At 61.8% G+C, this 19,883-nt stretch carries 16 protein-coding genes; 10 read left to right on the forward strand and 6 right to left on the reverse strand.

All coding sequences use genetic code 11. The features are described 5' to 3' along the window. Window positions 1-31: 31 nt before the first annotated feature. The 5 genes from KX729_RS12440 to KX729_RS12460 all read right to left on the reverse strand — a co-directional run bounded on the left by KX729_RS12440 (window position 32) and on the right by KX729_RS12460 (window position 8,044). On the reverse strand, window positions 32-1,804 hold the full coding sequence (locus KX729_RS12440) for a thiamine pyrophosphate-binding protein (protein WP_219742780.1): 1,773 nt from the start codon (window positions 1,802-1,804) through the stop codon (window positions 32-34). 103 nt (window positions 1,805-1,907) lie between these two features. Continuing rightward, window positions 1,908-2,951: a Bug family tripartite tricarboxylate transporter substrate binding protein gene (locus KX729_RS12445; RefSeq protein ID WP_219742781.1), complete on the reverse strand. Its 1,044-nt coding sequence runs from the start codon at window positions 2,949-2,951 to the stop codon at window positions 1,908-1,910. Window positions 2,952-3,180: 229 nt separating this feature from the next. Further along, entirely contained in the window at window positions 3,181-3,864 is a 684-nt protein-coding gene (locus tag KX729_RS12450; protein WP_219742782.1) for a GntR family transcriptional regulator, read from the reverse strand. Window positions 3,865-3,978: 114 nt separating this feature from the next. Beyond that, window positions 3,979-6,291 carry a xanthine dehydrogenase family protein molybdopterin-binding subunit gene (locus tag KX729_RS12455; protein ID WP_246617565.1) on the reverse strand — a complete coding sequence of 771 codons (2,313 nt, stop codon included), beginning with the start codon at window positions 6,289-6,291 and terminating at the stop codon, window positions 3,979-3,981. Window positions 6,292-6,397: 106 nt separating this feature from the next. Beyond that, window positions 6,398-8,044 (reverse strand): UbiD family decarboxylase, encoded by a 1,647-nt coding sequence (locus KX729_RS12460; RefSeq protein ID WP_219742783.1) that lies wholly within the window; start codon window positions 8,042-8,044, stop codon window positions 6,398-6,400. Between the two features lie 250 nt (window positions 8,045-8,294). On the opposite strand from KX729_RS12460, the gene KX729_RS12465 reads away from it, so the two are divergent. From KX729_RS12465 to KX729_RS12480, 4 genes are all read left to right on the forward strand, one after another. Then, window positions 8,295-10,727 carry a xanthine dehydrogenase family protein molybdopterin-binding subunit gene (locus KX729_RS12465; protein ID WP_219742784.1) on the forward strand — a complete coding sequence of 811 codons (2,433 nt, stop codon included), beginning with the start codon at window positions 8,295-8,297 and terminating at the stop codon, window positions 10,725-10,727. A gap of 14 nt (window positions 10,728-10,741) precedes the next feature. Continuing rightward, entirely contained in the window at window positions 10,742-11,677 is a 936-nt protein-coding gene (locus KX729_RS12470) for an ABC transporter substrate-binding protein (protein WP_219742785.1), read from the forward strand. A gap of 131 nt (window positions 11,678-11,808) precedes the next feature. Then, on the forward strand, window positions 11,809-12,312 hold the full coding sequence (locus KX729_RS12475) for a (2Fe-2S)-binding protein (protein ID WP_219742786.1): 504 nt from the start codon (window positions 11,809-11,811) through the stop codon (window positions 12,310-12,312). Window positions 12,313-12,336: 24 nt separating this feature from the next. Continuing rightward, window positions 12,337-13,155 carry an FAD binding domain-containing protein gene (locus tag KX729_RS12480; RefSeq protein ID WP_219742787.1) on the forward strand — a complete coding sequence of 273 codons (819 nt, stop codon included), beginning with the start codon at window positions 12,337-12,339 and terminating at the stop codon, window positions 13,153-13,155. 55 nt (window positions 13,156-13,210) lie between these two features. Here KX729_RS12480 and KX729_RS12485 read toward each other — a convergent pair whose 3' ends face one another. Next, window positions 13,211-14,206, reverse strand: a complete 996-nt coding sequence (locus KX729_RS12485) for a LacI family DNA-binding transcriptional regulator (RefSeq protein ID WP_219742788.1) — start codon at window positions 14,204-14,206, stop codon at window positions 13,211-13,213. 182 nt (window positions 14,207-14,388) lie between these two features. Between KX729_RS12485 and ltnD the strand changes: the two genes are divergently transcribed. The 6 genes from ltnD (at window position 14,389) to KX729_RS12515 (ending at window position 19,843) form a co-directional block, all read left to right on the forward strand. Further along, window positions 14,389-15,303: an L-threonate dehydrogenase gene (gene ltnD, locus KX729_RS12490; protein WP_219742789.1), complete on the forward strand. Its 915-nt coding sequence runs from the start codon at window positions 14,389-14,391 to the stop codon at window positions 15,301-15,303. Further along, the gene (gene otnK / locus KX729_RS12495; protein WP_219742790.1) at window positions 15,303-16,571 is read left to right on the forward strand and encodes a 3-oxo-tetronate kinase; all 1,269 of its coding nucleotides are present in this window, start codon (window positions 15,303-15,305) and stop codon (window positions 16,569-16,571) included. Before ltnD ends, otnK begins: the two co-directional genes overlap by 1 nt. Then, entirely contained in the window at window positions 16,568-17,218 is a 651-nt protein-coding gene (gene otnC, locus KX729_RS12500) for a 3-oxo-tetronate 4-phosphate decarboxylase (protein WP_219742791.1), read from the forward strand. The genes otnK and otnC overlap by 4 nt, the downstream gene beginning before the upstream one ends. Before the next feature lies 1 nt (window position 17,219). Continuing rightward, the gene (locus tag KX729_RS12505) at window positions 17,220-18,008 is read left to right on the forward strand and encodes a hydroxypyruvate isomerase family protein (RefSeq protein ID WP_219742792.1); all 789 of its coding nucleotides are present in this window, start codon (window positions 17,220-17,222) and stop codon (window positions 18,006-18,008) included. 90 nt (window positions 18,009-18,098) lie between these two features. After that, window positions 18,099-19,085, forward strand: coding sequence for a D-erythronate dehydrogenase (denD, locus tag KX729_RS12510; RefSeq protein WP_219742793.1), 987 nt, complete (start codon window positions 18,099-18,101; stop codon window positions 19,083-19,085). Beyond that, window positions 19,082-19,843, forward strand: coding sequence for an SDR family oxidoreductase (locus KX729_RS12515; protein ID WP_219742794.1), 762 nt, complete (start codon window positions 19,082-19,084; stop codon window positions 19,841-19,843). Before denD ends, KX729_RS12515 begins: the two co-directional genes overlap by 4 nt. The last annotated feature ends 40 nt before the right edge of the window (window positions 19,844-19,883 follow it).

The raw sequence follows: 19,883 nt of genomic DNA on the forward strand, positions 1-19,883 counted from the left end.
GGCTTAGTCACTGGGAAGTTATTGAGGCTGCTTACGCGAGCTCGACCATCGGGTCGCGGCAATATTCCGGCGGCACGCGGACGTCGATCACCCATGGCTTGCCGGCCTTGACCTGCTCGATGCCGCGCTTCAGCGCAGCCGCGAGGTCGGCAATGTCGGTGACCGGCTTTTCTTCGCCATCGATGCCCTGAGCCTTTGCCATCATCAGCAGGTCCGGAGCCGGATCCTGAAGACGCTGGCCGACCCAGGCGTTTTCCGGTGGGCGCCCCCGCTGGACGGCGACGGCTGCCTGATGGTGTTCGTCGTTGAAGTAGGAGTTGTTGTTGGAGATGACATAGAGCAGCGGAATGCCTTGCGAAGCGGCGCTCCAGAGGGCGGTATTGCCCATGGTGAAGTCGCCGTCGCCGACGATCGCGATCGGTACGCGCGGGGACTTCATGTCGCGCAGAGCCAGCGCTGCGCCGATGCCGATGCTCGGGCCGGAACCGACGCCGCCGCCGCCGTTATGGCCGAGATAGTCGTGCGGGTGTTCCAGCTCGTTGGCATTGACCGGCCAGCCCAGCGGACGCGAGGTCAAGCAGATATCCATGTCGCGCGTCACGCGGTTCAGTACCCTGGCGAGGTCCATCAGGCTGATTTCGCCGGAGGTCTTCGAAGGTTCTGCGTCGAGCCGGCGCTTCTCGTACTTCTTCGGGGCCGGCAGGAGCGGGGTCAACGCCTCGAGCAGGCGGGAGACGGCGGTTTCCGGCACGGTTGGAATGTTGACATCCACGGCCGGCAGGCCCTGGTAATCCATGTTCCAGCCGCGATGGATGTTGAAGTCGTTCGAAACGCTGATGATCGGCGCGCTCGGCGTGCCGGCCGGGAAGACCTGGTTGATCGTGCCGGCGGGATCGAGCCAGTCGAGCGACAGGATCGCATCGGCTTCCGTCAGGTGCTTCAGTAGGTTCTTCGACAGCTTCCAGCCGGTCTCGCCGATGAACAGCGGATGGGTGGTCGGGAAGCTGGTGGCGAGCTTCACATGCGTCAGAATCTTGGCGCCCAAAAGTTCGGCAAGCTTGATGCGCTCGGCCCAGCCTTCTTCGCTGCGCGTGGTGCGGCCGCAGAGTATGACGGGGCACTTCGCCTTGGCGAGGATTTCGACGGCGGCTTCCAGATCGCGGCGCGGCGGCTCGGGATCGGCCGGAGCCTTGAAGCGGGAGATGTCATGCAGGGCCGGGACCTTTTCGAGCTCGATTTCCTGCACGGAAACGTCGAGGTTCACATAGGTCGGACCGCAGGGGCGGACGCTCGACAGCATCGTCGCACGGCGGATGGATTCCACCGCTGCTTCCGGAGAAGCAGGCTCGTCGTCCCATTTGGTGAAGTCGCGGACGAGGCCGCCCTGGTCAATCGTGCAATGGATCCATTCGATCCACGGACGGCGCTTGGTGGCGTCGAGCGGGCCGGTGGCGCCGATCACGACGACCGGCACGCGGTCGCACCAGGCGTCGAAGATACCCATGGTCGCATGCATCAGGCCGACATTGGAATGCACGGCGGCAGCCAGCGGCCTGTCGGTGATCTTCGCCCAGCCCTGGGCGATGCCGATTGCGTGCTCTTCATGCATGCACAGCAGGATCTTCGGGTTCTCGTTGCCGAGATAGTTGACCAGGCTGTCATGCAGGTGACGGTAGCTGGCGCCCGGGTTGAGGCAGATATACGGGAAACCCTGTTCCCGGATCGCGGCGGCGATCAGGTCGCTGCCATATTGAGGCGCACCGGTTTCAACCGGGACGAAACGCTTCGTGCCCTGGTGGTCCATGGGAGGACTCCTTCAGTTTTAGACTGGGAATGTGTGATGGGGAAAAGTGGCCGCAGGCCAAAAAAGAACCGCGCGGCGTTGGCGCCGCGCGGTGATCGTCTGGTTACTTGTTGAACCCGTCGTCGATCGCCTTCTGGAGCGTGGCAACCACGTCCGGCGAAGTGCCGACGATCTTCTGAATGATGGCATCGACTTCCTTGCCGGTCATCGGGGCGATCGGGATGGTGCGGGCCTTTGCATCGGCCAGGAAGCCCTGGTCCTTCATCAGATTGTCGAATGCGGTCGAGAGCGCTGCGACGCGATCTTCCGGAGTGCCCGGAGGGGTCATCAGCGCGCGGCCGACATCGCCACCGGCGCCGAAGAATTCGATCGCCTGCTTCTTGGCCGGGTCATTGGTCAGCTCAAGAGCGGTCGGGGTGTTCGGCAGGTCTGCAAGACGATGTTCGGCGAACTGGACGACCGGAACAACGTCGCCGGCAGCGAGCTGCTGGGCGTAGTTGACCGACCAGTTGGCCCAGACGGTGCTGGTGAGGTCGGCTTCGCCGCGGAAGACGGCAAGCGCGCTGGCGGTCGCGCTGTCATAACCGCAGACCATGTTGAACTTGGAGCCGATCAGGGCTTTCAGAACCGCGCCGGTCTGGGCGCTGGACGTGGTGCGGCCGGAGCAGGAAACGTTGGATTCGGTCTTCAGCGAGTCCTCGATCGACTTAACCGGCGAGTCCTTGCGCGCCATCATGACCGAGGTCACGTCGGCAGCACGGCCGATAAAGCGCATCTTGGACACGTCCCAGCGGCTCTTCTTCGGGTCGAGAACCTGGTCCTGCGCAAGCGATTCCGGCAGAAGCGCGACGATCGTGCCGTCCTTGGCTGCCTTGGTGTAGAAATGAGCCGCCGCAAGCGAGCCGCCGCCGCCCGGCATGCCCTGCACGATCACGGTCGGATTGCCGGGAATCTGCTTGCCGAAATGCTGTGCGATCAGCTGGGCGTAAAGGTCGTAGGAGCCGCCCGGCGGATGGCCGATCAGAATGGTGACGGTCTTGCCCTTGTAGAAATCGGCAGCGGACTGGGCCTGTGCGGAGGCAGCCGCAAAAAGCGTGGCACAGGCCGTGGCCGCCACGACGGTCAGCAGGCGAATCGACTTCAGCATTGAAACTCCCTCCCTTGGAGCCAGCCCTCCCGGCATGGAACTCCGATTGGTAACATACTATGATGGTACTACTGTATGACAAAGAATTTGAGCATGCAACAGGCAAAGCGGGACGCCTGCCATTGTTGACAAAATTCAATTCTGATTTCGATAGGAGAGATCGCCAAACGCAAAACGCCTGCGGCGAGATTCGACGCAGGCGCTGTAATCGGTATCTGTCGAGCGGGCTTTAGCCGGCGTCAGCAGCCCTGAATGCCGAGACAGCGGAATTGGCGACATGTTTCTCGGCCGCTGTTTTGGCAGCCGCCTTGTCGCGCTTGACGATCGCCGAAACGATCGCCTCGATCTCACTGATGCTCTGGCTCTGGCGGTCCTTACGGACGACCGAACGGCGGCGCAGCGGCGAGGTGAGCAGCGTCAGCTTCTTCAGGAGATCGAACGCGATCGGGTTACGGGCGCCGGTGCAGATGCGATCGTAGAAATCGCGCTTGGCGGCGACGATATCCTCGGCATTGCTGCCCATATAGGCCTTTTTCAGGATTTCGCTCTGTGCCTTGAGGCTCTGAACCTCTTCCTCCGGCGCGTTCTCGATGAACTGCTCAACGATCAGCGGTTCCAGCACGCCGCGGATGCGGTAGATGTTTTCCGCATCCCCGCGAGAGACGGCGGCAACGGTCAGGCCGCGATTGTTGAGGTCAGTCAGAATGCCTTCAGCCTGCAACTGGCGAAGCGCTTCGCGCAGCGAGGTGCGGCTGACATTCAGCCGTTCGCAAAGATCTTTTTCCACAAGCCGGGTGCCGGGTTCCAGCGCGCCGGTCTCGATCGCCCGCCGCAGCGAGGTCATGATCTTGTTCCGCAAGGGCGCAGGCTCGTGCACGAGTGGATTGAGAGGCTCTGCAAGCGGATGGGCCATGTGTCTCCTCGAAGGCAGGCGTTCAAACGAATGTGATCGGACGCTTGTCATACAAAGAAAGTTGCGCCACGTCACCTGTCCGTTAGGCGATATCTTCGATGGAATATATCGACCTTACGTCTCAAGCTTTTCCTTACGTTGCATTTCGAGACAGCGCCAGACCCGCTCGGGGGTTGCAGGCATATCTATATGATTTATTCCGAATGGACGAAGTGCGTCGGAGACAGCACTGATGATGGAAGACAGCGCCCCGACGGTCCCCGCTTCACCCGCACCCTTAACGCCGAGCGGGTTCTGGCCGGTCGGCACTGCATAGCCGGCAATCGCCACGCCCGGCATATCATGGGCCCGCGGCATGGCGTAATCCATGAAGGTGGCCGACAGAAGCTGGCCGGAATCCGCGTCATAGACGGCATTTTCCATCAGTGCCTGGCCAAGCCCCTGGGCCACGCCACCGGTGATCTGGCCCTTGACCAGCAGCGGATTGACCATGCGCCCGACATCGTCGACGACAGAATAGGATGCCAGTTCGACGAGGCCGGTTTCCGGATCGATCTCGACTTCGCAGATATGGCAGCCGTTCGGGAAAGTCGCGCCTTCATTGGCGATGAAATTCTCGGCCGAAACCGGAGCTGATTCGCCGCCAACGATCTCGGCGAACGAAACGGTGCGGTCGGTGCCGGCGATTCGGTATTCGCCGGTTTCGAAGACGATATCCGCCTTGTCGGCTTCCAGCCGTTCGGCGGCTTTGTCCTTCAGCTTTTCGACGATCGTATCGGCAGCGGTCCAGATCGCGCCGCCGGCGGCGGCCAGCGTGCGGGAGCCGAACGTGCCGGTGCCCTGCGGGATTTCTCGGGTATCGCCGGTCACCATTTCCATCGCCTGCGTATCGAGACCGAGCTTGTCGGCGATGATCTGGCGGAAGACGGTGCTGTGGCCCTGGCCGCTGTCCATCGAGCCGACGTGGATACGCACCTTGCCCTCCGGCGAGATTTCCATGCGCGCAAATTCCGGGTTCGGCTTGCCGGCTGGGCCGCCGGCGATCTCGATCGGATTGGCTATGCCGATGCCGCGTAGTTTTCCGCGCGCCTTAGACTCGGCGCGACGGGTCTCAAAGCCAGCCCAGTCCGCCATTTCCAGCGCCTTGTCCAGCACGCCGGGAAAGTCACCTGAATCGTAGGTGAAGATGAAGCCGCTCGACCAGGGCATGGCTTCCTTCGGCACGAGATTGCGGCGGCGAAGTTCCGCACGATCGATGCCGGTCTCGTAGGCGGCAAGGTCGATCATGCGTTCGATGATATAGGTCGCCTCCGGCCTCCCGGCGCCGCGATAGGGTGCAGTCTGCTGGGTATTGGTGAAGACGCCGTCCACCTTGGCGTAGATTTTTGGCGTGCGATAAACGCCGGCAATGCCGCCGAGATTGGCGACCGGCGGATGTACGGTTGCCGGACCGAGATACGCGCCGAGATTGGCACGGACATGAACGTCCAATGCGAGGAATTTGCCTTCCGTATCGAGCGCCAGCGCCGCATCAACCCACATGTCGCGGGCATGTGCATCCGACTGGAAGGATTCCAGCCGGTCGGAAGTCCAGCGCAGCATCCGGCCGGTCTGTTTCGCGGCGAAGAGCAGGGCAGGATATTCAGGGTATCCGGCATTCTTCATGCCGAACGATCCGCCGCAATCCGACGCTACGACATGCAGCTTGTCCGGCGTGACATTGAGGATCGGCGCCACGTCGCCGGAAATGCGATGCGGCGCCTGGGTGCCGAGTTCGAGGCGGTAGATGCCGGTTGCCTCGTCATAAGAAGTGATGGCGCCGCGCGTCTCGATCGGCGCTGCAACGACTCGGGAAATTCTCAAGCGCTGGCGCACGACGGTCTGGGCAGATGCAATGGCTGCATCGACACCCGGCTTGTCGCCCTTCTCGAACGTAAAGCAGCGGTTGTCGGGAAATTCTTCCCAAACCAGCGGCGCATCCGGAGAGACCGCTTCCAACGGATCGATCACCACCGGCCTTTCGTCGATCTCGACCATCACGGCTTCGGCGGCAGCAAGTGCTGCTTCCTTGGTCTCGGCGACGACGACAGCGATCGGATCACCGACATACCGCACGGCATCGATCGCTAGCGGATAAAAGGCCGGAATGCGCATTTCGCCGCCGTCCGGGCCGGGATGTTTGCCACGCGGCTGGATCGGTTGCAGGCCGGCGGCCTTCAGGTCGGAGCCAGTGATGATGCCGAGGACATCGGGCATATCGAGCGCGGAGCTGGTATCGATCGAAGCTATCGTGCCGGAAGCCGTCTGGGAGCGGACGAAAACGGCCACCGCCTCGCCCTTGCTGGCGAGGTCGTTCATGTAGCGCCCGCGGCCGGTGATCAGCGCGTCATCCTCGAAACGCAGTTGCGACTGGCCGATCTTCAGCATCGTCTCTCCCCAGGCATCACATGCAAAAGTTTTGAATAGGTATGAATGGAATTTCAAAATGTCGGCGGCGCGGATAGCCTCCAAACCATCCGCGCCGCGATCTGTCTTATTTCTTGCCGCCCTTGGGGTTCTCGATATCGCGAGCCGGCGTTTCGGGTTTCATGCCGCCCTGGCGGCGGGCAAGCGTGTTTTCGCCGGTCTGGCGCCAGTCGCCGGCCACGGCGGCATCGGCAAACTGTGTCCAGACGTCGCTCCAGTCGCCCAGCGAATAACCATGCCATGGCGGCTGCGGGTTGATGCGCGGCAGCTGCAGGTCTTCCCAGATCTGCCGCGCGCGGACCATGTAGGGTTCGGCAGGCAGCGCCAGCGGCGGCATCGGTGCCTTCAGCGTCGCATCGATCAGCATCGTGCCTTCAGCGCTCTTCGAACCGGATTTCGGCCCGTGGCCGCCGGAACGATAGGGCGTGATATGCACGTCGTCGATCATGTTGGCGCGGTAGGCGAGCGACCAGAACACGGCATCGGCGTTACGGCTGTCGATATCGTCGGAAACGGCGATGACGATCTTGCCGCACTGTGCCTGAAGCGTGGCAGCCCCCTGCAGGCCGCGCCAGATTTCCGACTGCGGCGCCGAACGGTCGAATTCCAGGAAGATCACCTTGCGGATGTTGGTCAGCGGCTCATGCATCACGACCCGCTTGATGCCCTTGATGTTCAACACCTTCTTCAGGTGATTGAGGAACAGCGGCTCATAGGCGACGCGCTTCAGCACGCTCGATTCGCTCGGCGTGACCTGGGAGACGATCGAGACGAGAACCGGCTTTGCCTTGCGGGTGATGGCGGTGACCGTCATCGACATGTTGAAGTCTTCAAGCGCCACATGGCCGTGGCTTTCGCCGAACGGGCCTTCCGGCTCGAGCAAGACCGGGTCTATCAGGCCTTCGATGACGATTTCCGCATCGGCCGGCACTTCGAGATCGATCGTCTTGCACTTGACGATGCGGATCGGCTCGCCGATCAGGCCGCCGGCGACGCCGAGTTCGTCCTGGTCGATCGGCAGTTTCTGCGGGCCGGTGAAAAGCACGGCCGGCGCGCAGCCGATGACGATGGCGCAGGGCATCGGTTTGCCCATTTTCTGATACTTCAGCCAGTGCTGGTAACCGCCGGCGCCGGAAAGGCGGCTCGCCATGCGAACGCCGAGACGGTCTTCCGCCTTCAAGGCCGCACGATAGGTGCCCATGTTGCGGATGCCGTTTTCCGGATCGCGGGTGACACAGAGCGTCGCGGTGAAATAGGGCGCGCTGTCGAAGCCGGGTGTCGAGATCGGAACCGGTAGGGAACCGAGGCCCTTGCCTTCCTGCTTCAGTTCATCGCCGGTGATGACGACTTCCTGGCAGGGCGCTTCGGTGACCGTGATCGGGTCGATCGGATGCTCCATGGCATTGACCCAGACGTCGCCGATCTCGTCTTCGGAAACGCCAAGACCAGCCGCGTAAATGGCCGGCGAAGCAGCCAGCACGCCAACGGCGACCGGAATATCGTATTTCTCGCCCTTTGCACCCTTTACGTCGGTGAATAGGAAGCCGCGGCGCTGTTCGTCCGGCAGGCCGCCCTGAAACTGCCAGCGGGCCAGCGGATGCAGTTCGCTGTCCTTGTCGATCGGAACCTGGATCTTGGTGAGGAGGCCGAGAGCCTCCAGCCGCTGCAGATGCTCCTGCAGATCGAGCGGCGCCTTGCGCGCAAACGTCGTCATGTAAGTTCACTCCCAAACCGGCGCGAGCTTCCGTTCGGGGAGAACGGCAAACCCCCGCGCCATTTCTTCACCATCGGCATCGAAGCGGCAATCGCCTTGTCATACAAAGTCGATCTTTTCGATTGCAATATGCTGCCATATTGTCATACATTAATACGAAGAGCAACAGGATCTCGCTGTGCTCGACCGACATACAGAGGCATGCCGGCGGATGGGAGAAACCGCTGCGAATTCAAAGAGAAGAGGTTCCATGAACAGCCCGCTCAAGACCGCCGCGCCGGGTGCGATCGTGCATCCGCTGAAGCAGCCGAAATCTGCGTCGGCTGAGCTTTCGCCGGAAATGAAGCTGGTGCAGGAAGCTCTTTTCAAGCATGTCGGCAAGCCGATCCCGCGCAAGGAAGACGGCCGCCTGATCACCGGCAAGGGCCGCTTCTCCGACGACTTCTCGCTGCCGGGCCAGACCTATGCGGCGATCGTCCGCTCGCCCTATCCGCATGCCCGCATCAACGGCGTCGACAAGACGGAAGCGCTGGCGAGCGAAGGCGTGCTTCTGGTTCTGACGGGCGAGGATATCCTCGCGGATGGCATCAAGGATGTGCCGCACAATCCGGTTCCCTCCACTAATTTCGACATGAAGTTGCGCGCAAAGGATGGCAGCCACGCTTTTACCGGTCCGCATTTCCTCCTGCCGGCCGACAAGGCCCGCCATGTCGGTGAAGCAGTCGCGATCGTCGTTGCCGAGACTGCGGCCCAGGCCGCCGACGGCGCCGAAAAGGTCATGGTCGACTGGGAAGAGCTGCCTTTCGTCACCGATACGGCCAAGGCAGCAGCACCGGGTGCGCCGACCATCTGGGACGAAGTTCCCGACAACGTCTTTATCGATACGACCTTCGGCGATATCGAGGGCACGAACAGAGCCTTTGAAGCGGCCGACCATGTGGTGAAGGGCGACTTTCACATCCACCGCGTCACCGGTGTCACCATGGAACCACGCGCTTCGCTCGGCTCCTACGATCCGGAAACCAAGCGCTACACGCTTTATGCCGGCAGCGGTGGCGCCGTGCGTCAGAAGAACGAGCTTTCCAAGGTTCTCGGCATCGAGCCGAAGGATCTGCGCGTCCTCTCCTTCGATGTCGGCGGCAATTTCGGCACCCGTAACCGTGTTTATGTGGAATTCGGCCTGGTTCTCTGGGCATCGCGCAAAATCGGTCGGCCGGTGAAGTTCACCGCGACCCGCTCCGAGTCTTTCCTGACCGATTATCAGGGCCGCGATCTGGTCGTGAAGGCCGAGCTCGCCCTCAACAAGGATGGCAAATTCCTGGCGCTGCGATCCGACAATCTCTCGAATGTCGGCGGTCGCGCCGTGTCGCTTTCGCCTCTCAGCAAGGGTTCGGGCCTGATCACCGGCTCCTACGACATTCCTTTTGCGGTGCTGCGCGCCCGCGCCGTGTTCTCCAACACGATGTGTACCCAGGCCTATCGCAGCTCCGGCCGCCCGGAAGTGACCTTCGTCATCGAGCGCATGTGCGAGCTTGCAGCCGACCAGCTCGGTTTCGACAAGCTCGAACTGCGCCGCATGAACCTCGTGCCGCCGTCTTCCATGCCTTACACCAATGCCGTCGGCTCGGTTTACGACAGCGGCGAATACGAAAAGAACATGGACCGCGCGCTCGAAATTTCCGAATGGAACATGTTCGACGCCCGCAAGGCCGAAGCCGCCACACGCGGCAAAATCCTTGGCCGCGGTTTCGCCAATTACGTCGAATCCTCGATCGGCACACCGAAGGAGCGCGCCGAAATCGAGATCAAGGAAGACGGCAATATCGAAGTGATCATCGGCACCCAGCCGAGCGGTCAGGGCCACGAGACGAGCTTCGCCCAGGTTGTCGCCGACATGATCCAGGTGCCGGTCGAGAAGGTCTGGATCGTCATCGGCGATACGGACATCGTCAGCGTCGGCGGCGGTTCGCATTCCGGCCGTTCGATGCGCCATGCCGGCACTGTCATGGCGATGGCCTCCGCCGATCTTCTGGCCGAAGGCCGTAAGCGGGCCGCCGAGCTGTTCGGCTCGACACCCGACCAGATCGAGTTCGAAGGCGCGGTCTTCAAGCTGAAGAATTCCAACCAGACGATCGATATTTTCGAACTCGGCCGTCGCACCAGGGCGAGCCACGGCAAACTGCGCGTCATCCGCGACAACGAGATGCATACGCCGGTCTTCCCGAACGGCGCTGCCGTCTGCGAGGTCGAAGTCGACCGCGACACCGGCCATGTGCAGATCGTTCGTTACACGACGATCGACGATGTCGGCCGCTGCATCAATCCGCTGATCGTCCACGGCCAGACCCATGGCGGCATCGCGCAAGGGGTGGGCCAGGCCATGTGGGAGCTCTGTGCCATCGACCCGAACAGCGGGCAACCGTTGGCCGGCTCGCTGATGGACTATGGCATGCCGCGCTCCGACACGATGCCGACCTTCAACTGCGAGATCGCCGAAGTGTTTTCGCCGACCAACCCGCTCGGCATCAAGGCCGGCGGCGAAGGCGGTACGACGCCGGCGCTCGCCACCGTCGTCAATGCCGTGGTTGACGCGCTTTCGGAATTCGGCGTGAAAGACATCCAGATGCCGGTTACGCCTGCCACCGTGTGGCGGGCCATGAATAACGGGCGCAAGGCGTCCTGAGGAGGAGTTATAGTATGAGCGATTTGAAAACCGTACGCGTTATCGCGTTTCCGGGTGCTCCGAACCTGCCGACCTTTGCGGCGATGGAACAGGGCTTCTTTGCCGAAGAAGAGCTGCAGGTTGATGTAACGCTGACTCCGAGCTCGGTCGCGCAGGCCGAAAAGACCGCTGCCGGCGAGTTCGACATCGTTTTCACCGCCTTCGACAACGTCGTCGCTTACGGCGAAGGCCAGGGCGCGACCGCCGAGGGCGTCAACCCGGATTACGTCGTGCTGATGGGCGCCACCCAGCTGGAACTGGCGATCGTCACCGCCCCCGAGGTCAAGACCTACGAGGACCTGAAGGGCCGCTCGATCGCGCTCGACGCGCTGACAACCGGCTTCGCCTTTGTGCTGTTCGACATGATGACCAAGAGCGGCCTGAAGCGCGAGGACGTCACCTTCGCAGCCGTCGGCGCTACTCCGCAGCGCTGGCAGTCGGTGAAAGCCGGCGAACATGCAGCAACGCTGGCGATCGAGCCGTTCACCAGCATTGCCAAGCGTTCGGGCTTCAACGTTCTCGACGTCTCGTCGAACCATTTCCACAGCTATCAGGGGGGGGCGATTGCTGCCCGCCGGGCCTATGCCGCTGAAAACCCGGAAACGGTGAAAGCCTTCATCCGCGCATACCTGAAGGGCCTCGCCTGGACGCTGCACGACGCCAACCGGGAAGCGACTGCCGCCCTGCTGCAGTCCAAGATGCCGGATATCCAGCCGGCAGCCGTCCCTTCGATCATGGCAAGCCTACTGTCGCCGCGCTCCGGTCTGACGCCGGGTTCCGACATCCTGCCTGAAGGCATGAAGGCGGTGCTCGACCTGCGTTCGCGTTATGGCAAGGGCGGCAAGCAGCTGACCGATATCGAAAAATATCTCGACCTCTCGTTCTTCGAGGCGGTCAAGCAGGGAAAATGACGCTGTCTGCCCTCCGCAATGGATGACAAGCTTGCTGATGCGAATATCATAACCTGACATATCTCGGCCGGCGGACTGACAGATGCTCCAGACACCGGCCGGGATCATTTGGAATTTTAGAGGAGGGGCCGATGTCCCGAGTGACGATCACGATCAACGGCAAGGCCGAGACGCGGGATGTGGAAGACCGGACCCTTCTCGTGCAGTTCATCCGCGAGCATGTGGGCCTGACCGGCACGCATGTGGGCTGCGACACGACCCAGTGCGGTGCCTGTACGGTGCATCTCGATGGCCGCGCCGTGAAGAGCTGTACGGTGCTCGCCGTCGCCGCCGACGGTTCGCAGGTCATGACGATCGAAGGACTTGCCGACGGCGCGACGCTGCACCCGATGCAGCAGGCCTTCCACGAGCATCATGGTCTGCAGTGCGGTTACTGCACGCCGGGCATGATCATGGCCTCAGTCGATATGGTCCGCCGTCATGATGGCGAGCTTGATGAACACACCGTTCGCCATGAGCTGGAAGGCAATATCTGCCGCTGTACCGGCTATCACAACATCGTCAAGGCGGTGCTGGATGCGGCCGGCAAGCACCGCGCCGCCAAAACCGCGGCGCCGGTCGAAGCCGCCGAATAACCGGTAGGGAAGGGAGATACCAGAATGTACGCAACCACCTACCACAAGCCTATGAGCCTTTCGGAAGCCATTGAACTGTTTGAAGGTTCGGAGGATGCTTCCTACCTCTCCGGCGGACATACGCTGATCCCGACGCTGAAATCGCGCCTTGCCGCACCCCAGCATCTGATTGACGTGCGTAACATCCCGGAACTTGCTTCCAGTATCGAGGTCACGGCCAACAAGGTCATTATCGGTTCTGCGACGCGCCATCACATCGTCGCATCATCGAAGGAGATCCAGGCGGTCGTTCCGGCGCTTTCCGGTCTCGCCGGCTCGATCGGCGATGTGCAGGTACGCCACATGGGTACGATCGGCGGCTCGACCGCCAATAACGACCCGGCGGCGGATTACCCGTCTGCAGTCCTGTCGCTCGATGCGACCGTCCATACCGATCGCCGGGAAATTCCGGCCGAGGAATATTTCCAGGGACTTTACACGACGGCGCTGGAACCGGGTGAGATTCTCGTGCGCATCGAATTTAATATCCCCGAGATCGCCGGCTACGCCAAGTTCCGCAATCCGGCCTCGCGGTATTCAATGGCGGCAGCTTTCGTGTCGAAACATCGCGACGGGCATATCCGTGTGGCGATCACCGGTGCCGGCAACGAAGGCGTGTTCCGCTGGACGGAAGCCGAAGAACGTCTCACTGAAAGTCTGACCGCCGAAGCATTGGAAGGCCTGACCATCGACCCGTCGCGGATGATGGGCGATATGCATGCGCCGACCGATTATCGCGCGCATCTCGTCGCTGTCATGACCCGCCGTGCGGTACAGAACCTCGGCGGCACACATATTCTCTGAAGATCCATGATCTGAAGACATCGAAAGCCGGCGGATCACTCTGCTGGCTTTTTCGTCAGGTGATTCCGGTAATCTCCGGGGTGAAGGCAATCGTCTTCTGGTGGCTGCCATCAGGATCGGCAATCGCCTCCCGCACCAGCCTTGCCGCCGTCTCACCCATAACCCGACGCGGTGAGCGGGAAGTGGCAATCCGCACCGGCAAAGCACTTGCGAGATCAAGGCCGTTGAACCCGGCGATCAGCAGCTTTTCAGGCACCGCCACACCTAGTTCCATGCAGGCGAAGAGTCCGCCGGTCGCCATGTCGTCATTGGTGTAATACAGGCAATCGAGGTCCGGCACGGAGGCCAGCATCGTGGTCGTCAGTCGCTTGCCGAGCGCGATCGAGGAGAAAGTGCTGTCGATCTGCTGTTCGACGAAATGCAAGCCGTTCTGCTTGAGCACCTTTTCGAAACCAGCCTTGCGCTTTGCCGCGCGCAAATCCCGTTCCAGCGCACTACCGATATAACCGAACCGTTTGCGGCCTGCGCCGACCAGCGCGCGCGCCATTTCCTCGCCTGCTCGACCGTGCGATAGGCCGACGTTGAAATCGATCGGATCTCCGTCCAGATCCATCACCTGGATGACCGGAATGCCGGCGCTCTTCAACATTCGCACCGTCTCTTCCGGCTGGTCGAGGCCGGTGACGATAATCGCCGAAGGCTGCCAGGACAGCATGTCGTGGATGATCTCGCGCTCCTTTGCCGCGTCATAATCGGAAATGCCGAACACCGCCTGCATGCCGGAACCTTCCAGCCCGGCTGAAATGCCGGCCAGCACTTCGGGAAAGACGATATTCGACATGCTCGGCACCACGACGGCGACGAGATTGGTGCGCTGGGAGGATAACGACAGTGCCAGCCGGTTGCCGATATAACTCAGTTGTTCTGCCGCCTGCAGAACCCGCTGCCGGGTCTCGGACGACACATCCGGCGTGCCACGCAACGCCCGCGAGGCGGTCATCTTGCTGACGCCGGCCGCTGCGGCAACTTCTTCCAGAGTGGATTTGCGCATCCCCAAAGGCATCCTCTGACCAGGCGCGATGTAAGCCGGCGCCAACTTAAGTCATAGGCCCATTGTGGATAAAGTGAAACCACCGGCTCTTGACATAAGTCACAAAAATACGCTTTGTTACCGATACCGGTATCGATAACATTGATATCAGACACTTGTGTGGCGCCTGGGGAGGATAGGCCGTGCAGGACGTGAGGAGAGCAGCTGTCATAGGTCTCGGCTCGATGGGATGGGGTGCTGCCCTGTCGCTTCTGAGAGTGGGATTTGCCGTCGCGGGATGTGATGTCCGCGCCGAGATATTGCAGCGTTTTGAAGAGGCGGGCGGCAAGGTCTGCACGACGCCGGCCAAGGCTGTTGAAGCAGCGGATGCCGTTTTCATTTTCGTCGTCAACAGCAGCCAGGCAGAGGACGTGCTCTTCGGGGAGAACGGTGCGGCGAACGCCGCTTCTGCCGGCACTGTCTTCCTTCTCTGCACAACGATGGCGCCGAGCGCCACGATCTCGATTGCCGAAAGACTGGAAGCGGCCGGCATGCTGGTCGTCGATGCGCCGGTTTCCGGCGGGCATCTAAAGGCGCTTTCCGGCGAGATGACGGTGATGGGCTCCGGTTCCGAGGCAGCCTTCGCCAAGGCGCAGGCCGCGCTCGATGCGGTTTCAGCCAAAGTTTTTCGCCTGGGAGACCGGCCCGGTCCCGGCTCGCAGGTGAAGATGATCAACCAGCTTCTCGCCGGCGTGCACATTGCCGCGACCGCCGAGGCGATGACGCTGGCCGCCAAGACCGGCATCGACCTGCAGACGCTTTACGACGTGCTGCGCGTGTCTGCCGGCTCTTCCTGGATGTTCGAGAACCGTGGAGAGCATATCGTCCAAGGTGATTATACGCCCCGTTCGGCGGTTAACATCTTCGTCAAGGATCTTGGGATCGTCACATCGGAGGCCGGCCGCAGTGGGGCGGTCACGCCGCTCGCCGCGACCGCGCTCGGCCTGTTCAAGGAAGCCTCCGAAGCGGGCCTCGGGCTGGAAGACGACGCGGCTGTGGCCAAGGTTCTGGCCAAGAAGAGCGGTGCCGTCCTGCCCGGCATGGAAGGTCAGACCTGATGGCGACTGTCCTCGGCTGCATCGCGGACGATTTTACCGGCGCGACCGATCTCGCGGCGCTGCTTTCGCGCAGCGGCGTGCCGGTTTCGCTGCGGATCGGCGTGCCGGCCGAGGATGACATCGATACCGCCGCCTTCGAGGTCATTGCGCTGAAGATCAGGACGGTTCCGGCGAAGGATGCCGTCGATCAGGCCCGTGCCGCATTCCAATGGCTGAAGAAGGCCGGCGCGACGCGGTTTTTCTGGAAATACTGCTCCACCTTCGACAGCACGGCGGAGGGCAATATCGGCCCTGTGGCCGAGATGCTGATGGACGAGCTTGGCGCAAAGCAGACCATCTATTGCCCGGCTTTCCCGGAAAACGGCCGCAGCATCTTCATGGGGCATCTCTTCGTCGGCGAACAGCTTCTGTCGGAAAGCCCGATGAAGGATCATCCGTTGACGCCGATGCGCGACTCTAGCCTCGTGCGGCTGCTTCAACCGCAGGTCCAGCGCAAAGTCGGTCTCGCCAACCGTCTCGTCGTAGCGCAAGGGGGGGCGACTTTGAGGGCAAGGCTCGATGCTTTGGCTTCCGAAGGTGTCGGGCACATGGTCACTGATGCCGTCTCCGACGATGACCTCAAGACAATTGCCGAAGCGTCTGCCGATATGCCGCTGACGACCGGCGGCAGCGCAATCGCCGGCCAGTTGGCACGATTTTATGTCGAGCAGGGGCTCACTTCTGCGCCTGCCGGGAAGCTTTCGGCTCAAGTGCCGGAAGGTGGCCAGGTCGTGTTCTCCGGCAGTTGCTCGGCCATGACCCGCAGGCAGGTCGCCTATTATGCCGGAAAGAATGCAAGCCTGCGGCTCGATCCCGTTGCGCTGGAGGACGGTGGTACCGGTGCCGCGCGAGAGTGGCTGCAACAGCAGGCCGCCAACCAGCCGAAGCTTATTTTTGCGACCGCCGAACCGGAAGAGGTCCGCAAGGCGCAGGAGACGCTTGGTCTCGAAAAGGCGAGCTATATCGTTGAGCAGGCATTGGCCGGTCTGGCCAAACAGGCTTTTCGGAATGGTGCGCGGCGTTTCGTGGTCGCCGGTGGAGAGACATCCGGTGCGATCACCCAGGCGCTCGGCATCACCCGGCTGGAAATCGGCCCGGAAATCGCCCCCGGCGTTCCATGGGTGTTTGCGGATGTCGAAGGCGAGCGGGTGGCGCTGGCGCTGAAATCCGGCAATTTTGGCTCCGAGACCTTTTTCGAGGATGCGTTCAAGCTGCTGGAGGCCGCATGAGCGAGGAAGCGCGGTTCAGGGAAGACATCTGCGTGATGGCGAAGTCGCTTTACGATCGCGGCCTGACGGCCGGGTCTTCGGGCAATATTTCGGCACGGCTTTCCGACGGACGGCTTCTGGTTACGCCGACGGGCAGTTCCTTCGGCCGGCTCGATCCGGCGCGGCTTTCCTGCTTTGAGGTGGATGGAAAACAAAGCGGCGGCGACAAGCCGACCAAGGAAATACCGTTGCATTCCGCCTTCTACGAAACCCGGCCGGGCAAGACGGGCGCTGTGGTTCACCTGCATTGCAGCCATTGTGTAGCGCTGTCGCTGCTGCCGGAGGTGGATGAAGATAACATGCTGCCGCCGCTGACTGCCTATTCGGTGATGAAGCTCGGCAAGGTGAAAATGCTTCCCTATTTCATGCCGGGCGATCCGGCGATGGGTGACGCAATCCGCGGGCTGGCCGGCAGGCGCAGTGCGGTGATGCTGGCAGCTCATGGTCCGGTCGTAGCCGGCAAGGATCTTGAAGCGGCGGTTTACGCTATCGAGGAGATGGAGGAGACCGCGAAGCTCGCCATGCTGACGCGTGGTGCCAATCCGTCCTTGCTCAGCAATGCGCAGATCGGCGATATCGTCCGAACCTATGATGTGGAGTGGGATTGAGATGACGCTGTTTTCCGCCAATCTCGGCTTTCTGTGGCAGGAACTGCCGCTTCCCGATGCGATCCGCGCCGCCAAGGCCGCTGGTTTCGATGCGGTCGAATGCCACTATCCTTATGACGTTCCGGTCGAGGCCGTTCGTGAGGCGCTAAAGGAAACCGGGTTCATCATGCTCGGTCTCAACACGACACGCGGCAATGTCGCGGCCGGCGATAACGGGCTTGCGGCTGTTCCCGGCCGCGAGGATGAAGCGCGCCGCGCAATCGAGCAGGCGATCGAATATGCGGCTGCGATCGGCACGCCGAATGTCCACGTCATGGCAGGCAAATCTTCCGGCGAAGTTGGCCGCGCGACCTTCGTAGCCAACCTCCAATACGCCTGCGAGCTTGCTGCAAAGGCCGATATCATCATCCTCATCGAGCCGCTGAACCATCGCGATGCACCGGGCTATTTCCTGCAGACATCGGAGCAGGCGCTGGAGATCATCGAGGCGATCGGCACGCCGAACATCAGACTTATGTTCGATTGCTACCATCTGCAGATCATGCAAGGTGACTTGACCCGCAGGTTGCAAGCGTATCTGAATTCGATCGGACATATCCAGATCGCGTCGGTACCGGACCGGCGGGAGCCGGATCACGGGGAGATCGATTACCGCTACATTCTCAATCTTCTGGAAGAGCTGGGCTACGACCGCCCCATTGGAGCCGAGTACCGGCCGGCCAGATCCACGGATGAAGGTTTGCAGTGGCTGCAGGATTTTAAGGAGAGGATGACGTCGCGCAAAGCGTGACGGATGCCGGGAATTCGAACGGAGAAACATCGGATCCGTGGCATCGAGACAAAACGAGATGATGCGGCGGAACTGGGAGGAGAAGCCGAAATGCATGTAATGATTCTGGGTGCGGCAGGCATGATCGGCCGCAAGCTGGTCGAACGGATTGCCCGCGAGCCGCAGGTGCTCGGCGGCGCGATCGACCGCCTGACGCTGGTCGACGCGTTCCAGCCGCCAGTGCCGGAGGCGTTGCAAAGCGTGTCCACGGCGCTGGTGATCGACCTCGCTCAGGCCGGCGTCGCCGACAAGCTGATCGAGACCCGCCCGGACATGATCTTCCATCTCGCCGCCATCGTCTCGGGCGAGGCGGAAGCGGATTTCGACAAGGGTTATTCCGTCAATCTCGATGGCACGCGAGCGCTGTTCGATGCGATCCGTCAGCAGGGCCTGAAATCGACCTATGTGCCGCGCGTCGTCTTCGCATCCTCCATCGCGGTCTTCGGCACGCCCTTCCCGGAGGTCATTCCGGATGAATTCTTCACGACGCCACTGACCAGCTACGGCACCCAGAAGGCGATCGCCGAACTGCTGCTGGCCGATTATTCCCGCCGCGGCATTTTCGACGGTATCGGCATTCGCCTGCCGACGATCTGCGTGCGTCCCGGCACGCCGAACAAGGCGGCCTCCGGCTTCTTCTCCAACATTCTCCGCGAGCCGCTGGTCGGCAAGGAAGCCGTGCTGCCGGTGAACGAGGACGTGCGGCACTGGTTTGCAAGCCCCCGTTCTGCGGTCGGTTTCTTCGTGCATGCGGCGACGATAGATACGGCGAAGATCGGGCCGCGCCGAAACCTCACCATGCCAGGCCTATCGGCTCTGGTCGGCGAAGAGATCGAGGCGTTGCGCCGTGTGGCCGGCGACAAGGCCGTGGCGCTGATAAAACGCGAGGCCGATCCGGTGATCGGACGCATCGTCGCCGGCTGGCCGACGCAGTTCGATGCCAGCCGCGCAGCCGGACTTGGCTTCAAGGCCGAGACGAATTTCGACCAGATCCTGCAGGTGCATATCGAGGATGAGCTCGGCGGGAGGATCGCATGAGCGGCGTTTCCAAGATCGCCATCGTTACCGGTGGCGGAACCGGCGTCGGCCGGGCAATCGCCAGGGCGCTTGGTGCCGCCGGTTATACGGTGGTCATTTCCGGTCGCCGCGCGGATGTGCTGGAAAAGGCGGCGGCTGAGCTCGGCAAGGAAACCGGCGCGGACTATCTCGCCGTAACTGCCGATGTCGGCGACCCGGTCTCGGTCCGGGGATTGTTCGACACGGTCTCGGAAAAATACGGACGGCTCGATCTGCTTGTCAACAATGCCGGCATCAACGTGCCCAATGTGCCGATCGAGGAACAGTCCTTCGAAGACTGGAACGCCATCGTCGCGGCCAATCTTACCGGTGCTTTTCTCTGCAGCCAGCAGGCATTCCGGCTAATGAAGGCGCAGACGCCGCAGGGTGGCCGCATTATCAACAACGGCTCGATCTCGGCCAGCACACCGCGGCCGAACACGGCACCTTATACGGCGACCAAGCATGCGATCACCGGGCTGACCAAATCGGCAGCGCTGGATGGGCGCAACTTCGACATCGCCTGCGGCCAGATCGATATCGGCAATGCCGCGAGCGACATGACTACGAAGATTTCGAAAGGCGTGCTGCAGGCCAACGGCACGCTCGCCGCCGAAGCGACGATCGATCCGGCGCATGTGGCCGATGCGGTCGTCTACATGGCAAGCCTGCCGCTCAATGCGAACGTTCTGACAATGACCGTGATGGCCACCAAGATGCCCTTTGTCGGGCGCGGATAACCGGCGGTTCGCTGCCGGCAGGAATAACGAAAATACAAAA

This window comes from Neorhizobium populisoli (assembly GCF_019430945.1).
GTDB lineage: Bacteria > Pseudomonadota > Alphaproteobacteria > Rhizobiales > Rhizobiaceae > Neorhizobium > Neorhizobium populisoli.